General features: G+C 60.2%; 11 protein-coding genes. 6 read left to right on the top strand and 5 right to left on the bottom strand.

Annotation, left to right across the window (positions count from 1 at the left end):
• The first annotated feature begins 198 nt into the window (after nt 1-198).
• Nucleotides 199-1,776 (top strand): hypothetical protein, encoded by a 1,578-nt coding sequence (locus MWU38_RS04730; RefSeq protein WP_247270669.1) that lies wholly within the window; start codon nt 199-201, stop codon nt 1,774-1,776.
• Nucleotides 1,777-2,444: 668 nt separating this feature from the next.
• On the opposite strand, the gene ruvB is transcribed toward MWU38_RS04730, so the two are convergent.
• From ruvB to ruvA, 3 genes are read right to left on the bottom strand one after another with little or no spacing between them, the layout of a single operon-like run.
• Nucleotides 2,445-3,503, bottom strand: coding sequence for a Holliday junction branch migration DNA helicase RuvB (ruvB, locus tag MWU38_RS04735; RefSeq protein ID WP_247270670.1), 1,059 nt, complete (start codon nt 3,501-3,503; stop codon nt 2,445-2,447).
• On the bottom strand, nt 3,500-4,021 hold the full coding sequence (locus tag MWU38_RS04740) for a DsrE family protein (protein ID WP_247270671.1): 522 nt from the start codon (nt 4,019-4,021) through the stop codon (nt 3,500-3,502). The genes ruvB and MWU38_RS04740 overlap by 4 nt, the downstream gene beginning before the upstream one ends.
• Complete coding sequence (gene ruvA / locus MWU38_RS04745) at nt 4,018-4,626, bottom strand: Holliday junction branch migration protein RuvA (protein ID WP_247270672.1); 609 nt, start codon at nt 4,624-4,626, stop codon at nt 4,018-4,020. The genes MWU38_RS04740 and ruvA overlap by 4 nt, the downstream gene beginning before the upstream one ends.
• Nucleotides 4,627-4,731: 105 nt before the next feature.
• Here ruvA and aroC point away from each other — a divergent pair, with 105 nt between their 5' ends.
• From aroC to MWU38_RS04765, 4 genes are all read left to right on the top strand, one after another.
• Entirely contained in the window at nt 4,732-5,817 is a 1,086-nt protein-coding gene (gene aroC / locus MWU38_RS04750) for a chorismate synthase (protein ID WP_247270673.1), read from the top strand.
• A gap of 95 nt (nt 5,818-5,912) precedes the next feature.
• Nucleotides 5,913-6,959 (top strand): fatty acid desaturase, encoded by a 1,047-nt coding sequence (locus tag MWU38_RS04755; protein WP_247270674.1) that lies wholly within the window; start codon nt 5,913-5,915, stop codon nt 6,957-6,959.
• 492 nt (nt 6,960-7,451) lie between these two features.
• Nucleotides 7,452-9,626 carry a catalase/peroxidase HPI gene (gene katG / locus MWU38_RS04760; protein WP_247270675.1) on the top strand — a complete coding sequence of 725 codons (2,175 nt, stop codon included), beginning with the start codon at nt 7,452-7,454 and terminating at the stop codon, nt 9,624-9,626.
• Nucleotides 9,627-9,864: 238 nt separating this feature from the next.
• Nucleotides 9,865-11,439: a catalase gene (locus tag MWU38_RS04765; protein WP_247270676.1), complete on the top strand. Its 1,575-nt coding sequence runs from the start codon at nt 9,865-9,867 to the stop codon at nt 11,437-11,439.
• Nucleotides 11,440-11,589: 150 nt separating this feature from the next.
• On the opposite strand, the gene MWU38_RS04770 is transcribed toward MWU38_RS04765, so the two are convergent.
• Nucleotides 11,590-12,441: a LytTR family DNA-binding domain-containing protein gene (locus tag MWU38_RS04770; RefSeq protein ID WP_247270677.1), complete on the bottom strand. Its 852-nt coding sequence runs from the start codon at nt 12,439-12,441 to the stop codon at nt 11,590-11,592.
• A gap of 175 nt (nt 12,442-12,616) precedes the next feature.
• On the opposite strand from MWU38_RS04770, the gene MWU38_RS04775 reads away from it, so the two are divergent.
• Complete coding sequence (locus MWU38_RS04775; protein WP_247270678.1) at nt 12,617-13,168, top strand: hypothetical protein; 552 nt, start codon at nt 12,617-12,619, stop codon at nt 13,166-13,168.
• 7 nt (nt 13,169-13,175) lie between these two features.
• On the opposite strand, the gene MWU38_RS04780 is transcribed toward MWU38_RS04775, so the two are convergent.
• Nucleotides 13,176-13,757, bottom strand: coding sequence for a Smr/MutS family protein (locus tag MWU38_RS04780; protein ID WP_247270679.1), 582 nt, complete (start codon nt 13,755-13,757; stop codon nt 13,176-13,178).
• Between the last annotated feature and the right edge of the window lie 2 nt (nt 13,758-13,759).

Consider the following 13,759-nt stretch of genomic DNA (forward strand, 5'->3'; position numbering starts at 1 on the left):
CGGCCTGCACGCCAAGCGATGGCAACAGCGATGATGCCCCGGACCGTTCGCCTTTCGGCTATGAATTTGCCTAGGCTTTAGCCCCGGCACTCCCGCGCAAGCGTAAAGAAAAGGGCGGCTCCCGCAATCGGGAAGCCGCCCTTCTTTTTGCCACCCCGTCTTGAGGGGAAGACTTAGACTTTCGCGCCCACAGCGCCCTTGACCGCCTTCGCACCGAAGGCACGGCGCGAGAGGATCGCACCTGCCGCCAGGCCGAAGAGGATCATCATCGGCGGCGCTGGCACATCGGTGCCGCCGCTGGTCGATGTCGTGCCGCCACTTGACGAACTGGACGAGGATGAGGAGCTGCTGCTCGATGAGCTGGACGATGAGCCGGTGCTCGACCCCGTGCTGGACCCGGTGCTTGATGAAGAGCTCGAGCTAGAAGACGAACCGCTGGTCGAGGTCGATGTCGTTGCGCCAACGCCCGAGGTGCTCGATGAGCCCGAACTGCTGCTCGAAGACGAGCTTGAGCTGGACGACGAACCCCCGTTGGAACCGCCATTCGATCCACCGTTCGATCCGCCCGAACTGCTGCTCGACGAACTGGAACTGCCGCTTGAGGAGGAGCTTGACGAGCCCCCGTTGGAGCCACCGTTCGAGCCGCCATTGCTGCCGCCGCTAGACGAAGACGAACTGCTTGAGCTCGATGAGGAACTGGAGCTCGAAGACGAGCCGCCATTGGAACCGCCGTTCGACCCACCGTTGGAGCCGCCCGAACTGCTGCTTGAAGAGCTTGAGCTGCCGCTCGATGACGAGCTTGATGAACCACCATTGCTGCCGCCGGAACCACCGTTCGAACCGCCGCTTGATGACGAAGAGCTGGAGGACGACGAGCTTGAAGAAGACGACGAGCTTGAACCGCCCGTAGTCGAACCGCCCGGATGTGGGTCACCGCCATTGCTGCCGCCCGAGCCGCCGCTGGACGACGAGGAGCTGCTGGAACTCGAGCTGGAGCTCGATGACGAAGAACTTCCGCCTGAAGAGCTTGAACCGGACGAACCGGAACCGCCGCTTGAAGTCGAAGTGGTCGAGCCGCCCGAAGAAGACGAGCTGCTCGAGGAAGAGCTGCTTGAAGACGAAGAGCTGGAGCTCGACGAAGAACCGCCACCCGTGCTGGTGCTCGACACATTGCCTGACGTGCTGGAAATGTTGCCCGAGGTCGTGCTCGTGCTCGATACATTGCCGGAAGTCGTCGAGGTGCTGGTGCTTGATACGTTACCCGATGTGGTGCTGGTCGTGCTCGACACATTGCCCGAAGTGGTCGAAGTGCTCGACACGTTACCCGAGGTTGTCGAACTCGACACATTACCAGACGTGGTCGACGAAGTGCTTGAGACATTGCCCGAGGTCGTGCTCGACACATTGCCCGAGGTGCTGCTGGACACATTGCCGGACGTCGTGCTCGAAACGTTGCCCGAGGTGCTGCTTGAGACGTTGCCTGATGTCGTGGTGGTCGTCGTGGTCGTTGTGCTCGTCGGGGTTCCGCCCGAACTTGTGCCACCTGACGTGCTCACATCACCTGAAGTGCTGGAGCTTGAACCGCCAGTGCTCGTGCTGCCGCCGCTGGTGCTTGTGCTCGAACCGCCCGAACCACCGCTTGAGGAGGTGGTGCTGTTGTCGATGATGATATCGCCAACGCCGCCACCGCCGCCGCTGCCACCGAAGAAGCCGCCGAAGAAGCCTCCACCAAAACCGCCGCCAAAACCGCCGCCTACGGAAACCGGGCCGGCGTAGCCTCCACCGCCGCCGCGAATCGGCGGCAAGGGTGGCAGAGGCGCCGGTGCATAGGCGACCTGCGCAATCGGCGGGCATTCCTCGTCGTTGTAATAGGCTTCAACCGCGCCTGCCGGAACAGGGCCAGCGTCCGCGACAACACCGCGGGCGTCCAATGGACGATATCCGCCTCGAACTGGTTCACACTCAATCGTGCGCTCGACAATGCGGCGACGACGATCGGGTTCGGTGATGATGCGATCGCGATCGGTCTTCACATAGCGCGGTTCGCCAACCACCCCTTGTGTTTTGACATAACGCGGTTCGGCAACCGGCAGAGCCTTGGAATCAACCGGTTCGCCCTTCATCTCCGAAGCGAACGCGGGCGAGGCGGTGCTCATCGGCTCGGCCATGCGAACCGCCCCACCCTGCAGAAGCGCAACTCCAGCGACTGTTGCCGCGAGTTTAGCTGATACCATTTTGATCGACATAGACCGGACCTTAGTTTTCTAACCTGTAGGCGCGCCCAATGCGCGCTTTCAGTTTTGGCTATGGTCAGATGATCTTGAAATTGCGTTCACTGCAATGCGGTTAACCATGTCGGAAGGCTGTTAACGGGGCGTTAGCGTGCGAAAGGGGCCGTGTTTCGCGGTGACTGTCCCGTTTTGACACTTAAAAACGTTCAAAAATTAGTCATTTTCATCAAACAGGCTGCTTTGCGACCCCTGCTTGCCCGCGCCCCCGTCGAGAATCGGTTTGGCCATTTCGAGGTGCTCCCAGCCCGCATCGTTAAGCATACGCCCACGCTCCGTGCGCGCGATAAGACCCAGCTGGATGAGGTAGGGTTCGATCACTTCCTCAACCGTATCGCGCTGCTCTGCGAGCCCTGCGGTAAGCGCGGCTGCCCCCACGGGGCCGCCTTTATACGTGGTCGCGATCATGGTGAGATACCGCCTGTCCATCGCATCCAGACCCAGCCGGTCGATCTCGAGCCGGGTAAGAGCATCGTCGGCAATCTTGCGGGTGACAGTGCTTTCGCCGGCCACTTGCGCGAAGTCGCGCACACGCCGCAGGAGGCGTCCTGCAACCCGGGGCGTGCCGCGTGAACGCCGCGCAATCTCGCGCGCGCCCGCGGAGTCTATATTAAGACCCAGAAGGTTCGCCGCCCGCGTGACCACAAGGTCAAGCTCGTCATGGGTGTAGAATTGCAGGCGCACGGGGATGCCGAAACGGTCGCGCAATGGCGTTGTCAGCAACCCTTGGCGAGTGGTCGCGCCGATCAGGGTAAAGGGCGGCAAGTCGATGCGAACACTGCGTGCAGACGGCCCCTCCCCGATGATAATATCGAGCGCGCGGTCCTCCATCGCGGGGTAGAGAACCTCCTCCACCACCGGGTTCAATCGGTGGATCTCGTCGATGAAGAGCACGTCGTGAGGTTCGAGATTGGTGAGGAGCGCGGCAAGGTCGCCAGCCTTGGCAATCACGGGGCCGGAAGTGGCGCGAAAACCTACGCCCAATTCGCCTGCAACGATCTGAGCCAGAGTGGTTTTTCCGAGGCCAGGGGGACCGTGGAACAGCGTATGATCCATAGCTTCCCCGCGCGCTTTTGCGCTGGCGATGAAGACGGACAGATTATCCTTTGCCCCCTCCTGACCGATAAATTCGGCCAGGCGTTTCGGGCGCAGGGCGGTATCCGGATCGCCGGGCTGCGCGTCGCCAGAGTGGATGGGTGGGTCGAGATCGCTCAAAACGGGTTCACCGTGTAGCCTTGCTGCTGAAGCAGCGCATGGGCGGTCATGGCGGAGAGCTGTGTTTCGACGCCGTCGATTAGCTCCTCGGGATTGACCCCTCTTGCAGCCATGCTCTGTCCACAAATGATAAAGCGTACGCCGCGTTCGAGCATGGCTCGCACCATCGCTTCAGACCCGTTGCCTTTGCCTGTCACGAGGTCCCCCGCTGCAGTGCCGTGCACCACCACGACCAGACTGATCCGGTCCTCTGGCACGCCCGCAGCGACGTGCATGTTCATAAAGCGAGCCGCGCTGTCAAAGCCGCGATTGCGAGCACCCTTTTCAGCCGCCGCCGCAACGTCGAACGCGATCTCGAACCGAGAGAAGCTCGGGAGAGGCTCGGCTGTTTCGACCGGCGCATGAGGGCCGAAATCCTCGAACACGGGGCCTGTGGCAAAAGCATCGCGAGATGCCTGCTGCGCCATTGCTGGTGAAACGGCGAGCAGTGCCAAGACTGGTGCAACCAAATTTCTCATGAAGCCGCCTTCTTCAATGCCACTCGAATGAGGTCGCCCTCGGGAGCGTCTTCGCCCAGTTCCGCCTGAGCCTTCGCCACCGCTTGGGCAGCAATTGCAGGCTTGAAGCCGAGGTTTTCGAGCGCGCTCACCGCATCGGCGCTTGCGCTGCCGGCCGCACTGATGGCGCTGGCGGGAACGCCGGCCATTCCGCCGCCCGGAAGCGCGCCGGCCTTGTCTTTCAGCTCGTTGACGATCCGCCCCGCCAGTTTCGGCCCCACGCCATTGGCGCGCGCAACGCTTGCGGCGTCACCTGCCGCGCAGGCATCGCGCAGTTCTCCGGTGGAGAGCGCGGAGAGGATTGCGAGGCCCACTTTGGAGCCTACGCCCTGAACCTGCGTCAACAAACGGAACCAGTCGCGCTCTGCACTCTCGGCAAAGCCCAGCAGGCGCATATCGTTTTCGGACACCTGCATGTCAGTGTGGATGGTGCACCCCTCGCCCACTTCGCCCAGCGCGCTCAGCGTGCGCGCTGAGCAATGGACGAGATAGCCCACCCCTTGGACATCAACGATGGCCCAATCCTCGCCGATGGAGTCCAGCCTGCCAGATAGCTTTGCAATCATGGTTTGTTCTTGAAGGAAACGTGCGTCTTTCGCCAGAGCCAACTCGCCGTTTTGCGCATTTGAAACTCTCGACAAACAGAGCGCACCCGTTATTGGCTTTTGCTCATGAGCTACAACACCTTCGGGCGGGTCTTCCGCTTTACCACTTGGGGAGAAAGCCACGGGCCGGGTCTTGGCGCGGTGATTGACGGCTGCCCGCCGAATATTCCGCTCACCGAGAAGGATATTCAGCCCTTTATGGACGCGCGCCGTCCGGGGCAGAGCAAATATACGACGCAGCGCCAAGAGGCGGATCAGGTGCGCATCATGTCGGGCGTCTTCACCAATGATGAAGGCGTTCAGGTGACCACGGGCACGCCGATCCACCTTATGATCGAGAACACCGATCAACGCTCAAAAGATTATTCCGAGATCGCCAAGGCCTATCGTCCAGGTCACGCGGATTACACTTATGACGCCAAATACGGCATCCGCGATTATCGCGGAGGCGGGCGGTCGAGCGCGAGAGAGACTGCGGCACGCGTGGCGGCTGGGGCGGTGGCGCGTAAAGTGATCCCCGAGGTGACAATCACCGCTTTCCTCTCGGAGCTTGGCGGCGATGCGATCGAGCGCGATGCAATCAATTTTGAGGAAATCGGGAAAAACCCATTTTTCTGCCCCGACAGTTGGGCCGCGAGACGGTGGGAAGAATTGGTCGATAATGCGCGCAAAAGTGGCTCATCATTGGGCGCAATTGTCGAATGTGTTGCCGAAGGTGTCCCCGCAGGTTGGGGCGCGCCGATCTATGCAAAGCTGGACAGCGAACTGGCCGCCGCAATGATGACCATCAACGCGACCAAGGGCATAGAGATCGGCGATGGTTTCGAGGCTGCGCGCCTGACCGGCGAACAAAACGCTGATGCGATGAGCCCCGGCGCAGATGGCAAACCCGTCTATGCCAGCAATCACGCAGGCGGCACGGCTGGCGGCATTTCAACCGGACAACCCGTGGTGTGCCGCGTGGCGTTCAAGCCGACTTCGTCAATCCTTACCCCCGTGGACTCGATCACGTCGGATGGTGAGGCAACGCAGGTCCGCACCAAAGGCCGTCACGACCCCTGCGTCGGCATCCGCGGCGCGCCTGTGGTCGAGGCGATGATGGCGCTGGTGCTGGCGGATCAGAAGCTTCTGCACCGCGCGCAGGTGGGGTAAGCGTTAGCGCAGAAATGGCGCGCTCAGACACGGTGGCGGGCACAGGCACAAAACCTCTTGCGCACCGGCACAATATCTTGGACACAACACCCAACATGGATACCCCCCTCTCTGCGCCAAAAGAGCGCATAAATCCCGACGACCCCCGCGACCTGGCGCGCAAGCTTGCGCGGTTTCGCACGCCTCGGCTGAGCCGCAGCGGGTGGGAATTGGCATCAACTCTTGTGCCGTTCGTCGCCCTGTTCACCGTGATGCTCTTCGCGGTGGAGGCGGGGTATTGGGCAGCGCTTTTGCTCGCGCCCATAGCAGGACTCCTCCTGCTGCGCCTCTTCATCATTCAGCATGATTGCGGGCATGAGGCGTTCTGGAAAAACCGCCACACCAATAACTGGGTTGGCCGCGCTATCGGAGTGCTGACGCTCACCCCGTATGATTGCTGGCGGCGCAGCCATGCGCTGCACCATGCCTCGACCGGCAATCTTGACGCGCGCGGCTTTGGCGATGTCGATACGCTGACGGTGCGCGAATATATGGAGCGCGGCAAAATGGGCCGGCTGTTCTATCGCCTTTACCGCCATCCGGTGACGCTGCTGGGGCTGGGACCAGCATACCTCTTTTTGCTGCGCCACCGACTTCCCATCGGCTTGATGCGCGAAGGCACGCGTTATTGGGTGAGCGCGCTTGCCACCAATCTGGTAACCGCAATCATCCTTGGCGTTCTTGCCTACATCTTCGGAATTGGCGTCACCTTGGCGGTTTTCCTGCCCGTCCTGTTGATTTCGGCCTCGACCGGCGTGTGGCTCTTCTATGTGCAGCACCAGTTCGAGCAGACCCATTGGGACACGCGCGAAGAATGGGAATTTCACGAGCACGCTTTGAAAGGCAGCACCCATCTGGACATGCCAGCAGTGCTGCGCTGGTTCACGGGCAATATCGGCGTGCATCATGTGCACCATCTGATGAGCCGCATTCCGTTCTATCGCCTGCCCGCCGTGCTCAAAGCCTATCCGGAATTGGGCGAAATCAATCGTATCACCCCGCGTCAGACGCCGCGCATGTTTATCCTGACCTTGTGGGACGAGAAAAAGCGCGAGCTGGTCAGCTTTCGCGAGGCAAAGCGATCTTACACGCCTTCGCAATAGGCTGATAACCGGCAACGGCGTGTTGCCGGGCGGTTCGACAATCAGTTTTTCCGATCATCGTAATCGGTTTAATCTGCTTTGTTTCAGCGGCGCGATCACCATCTGCCAATCACCGGGTTCCAACCCGTCCCCTTGTAAGTGGCAACCGGCACCCCTCCCCCCTTAAAGCCGGTTGTCCGCTTACACCTAACCCCCGCGCCCTGCATACCGGGGCATTACCGGGTTTACGGGACCGGAAGTCGCACACCCCTCCCCCTCCAAATGCGGCTTCCGGTCCCACTTTTTCTCAAGGCCTGATCAACGCAATTTCGCGCGAGCATTTTCGTGCGATGGATCGGCTTTGTCGAACACCGCTTCGCTTCATCGCATTTTACGATCAATCTCGACGCATTAATCGTTTGGACCGCACACAACTTCTGCATCATTGTATCGACCATTGGCTGTCCCTCCCTTGCGACGGGCAGCTCGGTTCGATTTGAGAGGAGAAAAGACATGGATGTGAAGACAGGTGAAATGAGCGGCTGCCCCTTCCACGGCGATGGCGGCGCACGCACGCTTCTGGGCCGTCAGAACAAGGATTGGTGGCCGGAGGCGACCGACCTTTCAATTCTGACCGAGCAGGGCAAAAGCGCCAACCCCTACGGCGAGGACTTCGATTATGTCGCCGCCTTCAATGCGATTGACTACAACGCTCTGAAAGAAGACCTCAAGGCGTTGATGACGGACAGCCAGGACTGGTGGCCAGCCGACTATGGTCACTATGGTCCCTTCCTCATCCGCATGGCATGGCACGCAGCGGGCACGTATCGCACGGGCGATGGCCGCGGCGGTGCAGGCAGCGGTCAGCAACGCTTTGCCCCGCTCAACAGCTGGCCTGATAACGGCAACCTCGACAAGGCACGCCGCCTGCTTTGGCCGATCAAGCAGAAATACGGCAAAGGCATCAGCTGGGCCGACCTTTATATCCTTGCAGGCAATGTCGCGATTGAAAGCATGGGCGGCCCCGTGTTCGGATTTGGCGGCGGCCGGTCCGATGTGTTCGAACCTGAGATGGTCTATTGGGGCACGGAAGAGCAATGGGTCGACGAAGGCGTCGAAACCCGCATCATCCCTGACGAAGGCAAGGCGCTCGAAAACCCGCTGGCTGCGATCCAGATGGGTCTTATCTACGTCAATCCGGAGGGTCCGGGCGGCAATCCCGATCCCCTGCAATCCGCACGCGACATGCGCGAAACATTTGCACGCATGGCGATGAACGACGAGGAAACCGTCGCCCTTACCGCTGGCGGTCACGCCTTTGGCAAGGCGCACGGTGCACAGCCATCGGACACCTTCGGCGGCGCCCCTGAAAGCGAGGCCCTGCATCTCATGGGCTTTGGCTGGTTGAATGATGAAGAAGAGATCGGCAAAGGCCACATCACCACTTCGGGCATCGAGGGTGCATGGTCGAACAACCCGACCTCGTGGAGCCACGACTACTTCCGTCTTTTGTTCAAATATGACTATGAGCTTGTGCAGAGCCCCGCTGGCGCACAGCAGTGGCAGCCGATCAACCAGTCGGAAGAGGACATGGCGCCTGATGCGCGGGCCCCGAGCAAGAAGGTCCCGACCATGATGACGACTGCCGATATGGCTCTCAAGATGGACCCGGATTATCGCAAGATTTCCGAGCGTTTCCATGAGAACCCGGAAGAGCTTGACGACGCGTTTGCCCGTGCATGGTTCAAGCTTTGCCACCGCGATATGGGGCCAAAGGTCCGCTATCAGGGGCCGGAAGTCCCAGAAGAAGACCTGATCTGGCAGGACCCGGTTCCAGAAGGCACCGCGCCTTCGGATAGCGATGCGAGCGCGTTCAAGGCGGCCATTATGGACAGCGGCCTTTCGGTCAGCGAACTTGTGAAAGCGGCCTGGGCTAGCGCCTCGACCTATCGCAATTCCGATCACCGTGGCGGCACGAACGGCGCGCGCGTGCGTCTCGCACCGCAAAAGGATTGGGAGGCCAACGATCCGGACGAACTGGCAAAGGTTCTTTCCAAGATCGACGAGCTTCGCGGTTCGATCTCGATGGCCGATGCGATTGTTCTGGCCGGTAATGCGGCGGTCGAAAAAGCGGCAAGCGATGCCGGTTTCCCGGTTTCGGTTCCGTTCACTGGCGGTCGCGGCGATGCGACCGACGAAATGACCGATGCCGAAAGCTTTGAGCCGCTGGAGCCATTTGCCGATGGTTTCCGCAACTATCTCAAGACCAAGGCCAACGTGAAAACCGAAGACATGCTCATCGACAAGGCGCACTTGCTTGGCCTGTCGCTGCCGGAGCTTACCGTTCTGGTCGGTGGATTGCGTGTCCTTGGTGCCAATTCGGGCAATCGTCCGCATGGCGTTTTCACAGACCGCGTCGGCCAACTCACCACCGACTTCTTCACGAACCTTCTCGACATGGGCACCAAATGGGCTCCGGTCGATGAATCAGGCGATGAAGAATATGTGGGTACAGACCGAAAAACTGGCGCTGAGAAGTTTCGCGGAACGAGAACTGACCTTATATTCGGCTCCAACTCACAGCTTCGCGCCCAGGCCGAAGTGTACGCGGAACGCGGTAACGAAGAAAAGTTCGTGAACGACTTCGTCGCCGCCTTCACCAAGGTAATGAACGCCGGACGGTTCTAGGGGCCGTTTCTAAGGGGTCGCCGCAAGGCGGCTCGAGACGAGAAAGCCCGCATTGGATAGCCACCCCCCGGCTTATCCATTGACTGGGTCGCTGGAGGCCCTCGGCGTGTGAACGCCGGGGGCCTTTTCATTGGATCCATAAATAAGACAGATCGCTTTTTTCGTTAGCCGGACGGAGGAACGAAGTGGCTCGTCACTTGTAGGATTTGCATCACTTCATGAGAAAGGCACGCTCCCCATGGCCGACAATACCAAATCCCCCGCTACCACGACCGATTCCGGTGCCCCCGTTCAAAGCGATGAACATTCGCTAACCGTTGGCCGCGATGGGCCAATCGTGCTCAATGACCATCACCTCCTCGAAGAGATGGCCCAGTTCAATCGCACCAATATCGCCGAACGCCGCCCTCACGCGAAAGGGTCCGGCGCGTTCGGGACGTTCGAGACAACCGCAGATGTTTCGAAATACACCATGGCCAAACTGTTTCAGAAAGGCGCAAAGACCGATGTGGCCATGCGCTTTTCAACCGTTGCCGGTGAGCGCGGCAGCCCGGATACGTGGCGCGACCCGCGCGGGTTTTCGGTCAAGCACTACACCGAGGACGGCATCTTCGACATGGTCGGCAACAACACGCCGATCTTCTTCATACGCGATCCCATGAAGTTCCAGCATTTCATCCGCAGCCAGAAACGCCGCGCCGACAACGGTCTGCGTGATCACGATATGATGTGGGATTTCTGGACGCTTTCCCCTGAAAGCGCGCATCAGGTGGCCTATCTGATGGGTGATCGCGGTGTGCCCAAGAACTGGCGCGAAATGAACGGTTACGGCAGCCACACCTATATGCTCATCAATGAAGAAGGCGAGCGTTTCTGGGTCAAATTCCACTATCTCACCAATGTTGGCGATAAAGGCGGCAACGCCCACCTCACGCAGGACGAGGCGGTGAAGAAGGCGGGCGAGGACAGCGATTACCACCGCCGCGACCTTTTCAATGCGATTGACGAAGGCAACTATCCAAGCTGGACCCTCAAATGGCAGATCATGCCGTTCGAAGATGCCAAGACCTATCGCATCAATCCGTTCGACCTTACCAAAACATGGCCGCATGGGGATTATCCGTTGATGGAGGTCGGCACGCTAACGCTCAACCGCAACCCGACCGACTGGCACATGGAAATCGAGCAATTGGCATTTGAGCCGAACAACATGGTGCCCGGCATTGGCCTGTCGCCCGACAAGATGCTGCTCGCCCGCGGTTTCTCTTATGCCGACGCGCACCGCGCGCGCCTTGGCACCAATTACAAGCAGATCCCGGTCAATAAACCCGTGAACGAAGTGCACTCCTATGCACGCGGTGGTCACATGCAGATCGAAAAGCGCGAGGACCCGGTTTATGCGCCCAATTCCTATGGCGGGCCGGCAGCGCAAAAGAAAATCGGCAATGAGGCAACCTGGGCCGCTGATGGCGACATGGTGCGCCAAGCCTATACCTTGCGCGAAGACGACGACGACTGGAGCCAGGCCCGCGCGCTGGTGATGGAAGTCATGGACGATGAACAGCGGACACGCTTCGTCTCCAACGTCTCCGGTCACCTTGCCGACGGCGTGAGCGAGCCCGTTCTAAAGCGTGCCTTTGAATACTGGCGCAATGTCGATCAGAGCATCGGCGAGCGCATCGAAAAGGAGGTGCGCGACCAGATCGGCGGCGAATCCAAGGCGCCCGGCATGATGTCTGCAAAATCGATCACGACGCGCGAGGATGTGCCAATGCCCGGCGAACTCGATGCGCACGCCGAAGCGGCAGAATAAGTCTCGACCTTTCGGCTTCGCGCCGATGTTACGGATACAAAAGACCCCTTGGCGCAATACGCGCCCGGGGGTCTTTCCTTTTTGCAATCAATCGAAGGCGTGGCGGAGGGATCGCGGTTCTGAATCATCCCGGCTCGGGATTGCTCGGCACTATATCCAGCCAGCATCCTTGAGCTCGCTTACCTGCGCGCGCGATACCGGCGCTTCGAGCCCGCCCGGCAGGACCAGCCGCACATTGCGCCCTTCGCGGCGGACATCCTCGACCGCAAGCCGCGCAACCCACCAGCTGCGGTGAACCTGACGCCCGTCGATTTCGGCCACATGCACAATCGCATCGCGCAAACGCATCAACACAAGTTCGCTGCCCAGTGCGGTGTGGACGCGCACGTAGTGATCTTCCATCTCGAGCGCGATGACATCGCTGCCCAATGACGCGGGCAGCTGGTCGAGCAAGGCATTGGTTTTGGCAGGAGGGTCAGGCTCGCTCGCCGTCGCTGACGCTGATGCAGGTGCAGGTGCATGTGCAGGTGCAGGAACAAACGCTGGCTTCTTGCCCGAACGAAGGCCCAAGACGTTGAAAAACAGCGTGACCGCCGCGCCCACAATGAAGACATAAAAATAGCTGGTGAGTGCAATATCAAGACCGGGCCAGCGAAACGGATTGTGCAGATTGCCAAGCACCAGAACCGCGAAGGTCATCGGCACAGTCGCAATCGCCGCCGCAGCAATCCAAAGGCCGATACGAGGGAGATGAAGGGTGCGCGCCCCCCAAGAGACGAGCGGCTCCAACGGGCGATAGCAGACATAGCCAACATAGGCGAAGGCAAGCCAGCTCAAAAGCCGCACGCCCAAGGGCAGATCGCTGCTACCAAACGGCCCCAGCACGCCCAGAAACAGACCGATCCCCGTCATGATCGCAAGGTCGCTCAAGAGCCCGCGCCAGAAAGCGGCTTTGCCAGACAGATCCTGCGGTTCGCGCACTTGGCCAGGTGTTTCAATCATTTCGATGCGCAAACTGCCTGCCATTTCGCGCTTCGTAAAGTGGCAGGCCCTTAAAAATCCGCGCTTTCGGGCGCCATTTCGCGAAGGCCAGTGGCAAATCGCGCAAGGAGAATTGCTGGCGAAAGGGCATCGGCCATTCTGGGTTTCAACACAGACCCATGAAGGAAACCAGCAAATGACAACCGCTACTCTTCGCAAACCGCTTCAGGCCTTCTCGCAATTCAACCAGCCGTCAGGCGTCATGCAATTGGGAGCCATCACAAAGGCGCTGGTGCTGTTTTCCGGCATCGCCATGACAAGTGTTTGCATGATCGCGATTGCGCGGGCCCTGTTTGGCTTTGCCGGCGATCTGCCGCATCTCGGTAATGCGGCGGTGATGTTTCACGTATCGACCGTCATTCCATGCGTTCCGCTCGGCCTGTATTTGCTGATCGCGCGCAAAGGCGATGCGATGCACAAGGCGCTGGGCAAATTATGGATCGCTCTGATGGTTGTGACCGCAACCTCCACCCTGTTCATCCACGAAGGCATGGCGCTTTCATGGATCCATATCTTCGTGCCGCTAACCTATCGCGCATCGTGGGCCATCGTGAGCAGCGCGCGCAAAGGCGATATCAAACGCCACAAGGCCGAAATCGTCAGTCTGTTTCTGACCGCGCTGATGATCCCGGGTATCTTTGCAATCATCCTGCCGGGCCGAATGATGAACATCATGCTTTTCGGGTAAGAGGCCCTTACCGCTTCAACACAAGGTAAAGCGCGCCCTCTCCGCCGTGGCGGATGTGGGCGCGCCGCACTGCTGCGATGGAATCGGCGTGACGGCTCACCGCGAGCCAGTCGAGGAGTTTAGCCCGGATCGCGCCGCGCTTCGTACCGCGGTCGGCAGGGTCCACTGGCCGCTCTCGTCCAGCGACCACCAGCACCACCCGCGCGCCCATCATGCGCGCCTGGTCAAGCCCGCTCATTATCCGGTCATAGGCGCGGTCGAGGCTGTGATCGTGCAGATCAAGCGTATAGTCCGGCGTGATCTGCCCTGACCTCAGCTTGCGGTTCCAGCTGCCATCAAGCTGGCTTGATGCCATGGTTCGTCGCGGCGCGGGCGCAGGCGTGGGCGAATTGGCGCGCATCAATGGGCGTCTGGTAGCCTGTTTTGGTTTGGGCGCTTGCTTTTCAGGAGCTTTGGGAGGGGGCTTCGCAGGGGCTTCGCTCGCCTCTTTGACAACCGGCGCCTTCTTGCCCGGCATGGGGGTCACGCTCGATGCGAGACGGGCCCAAGCGCGCTGCTCGGGTTCGGAAAGGCCGCCCGGATACCTCATGA

The organism is Qipengyuania sp. S6317L1 (assembly GCF_023015615.1).
Lineage (GTDB): Bacteria > Pseudomonadota > Alphaproteobacteria > Sphingomonadales > Sphingomonadaceae > Erythrobacter.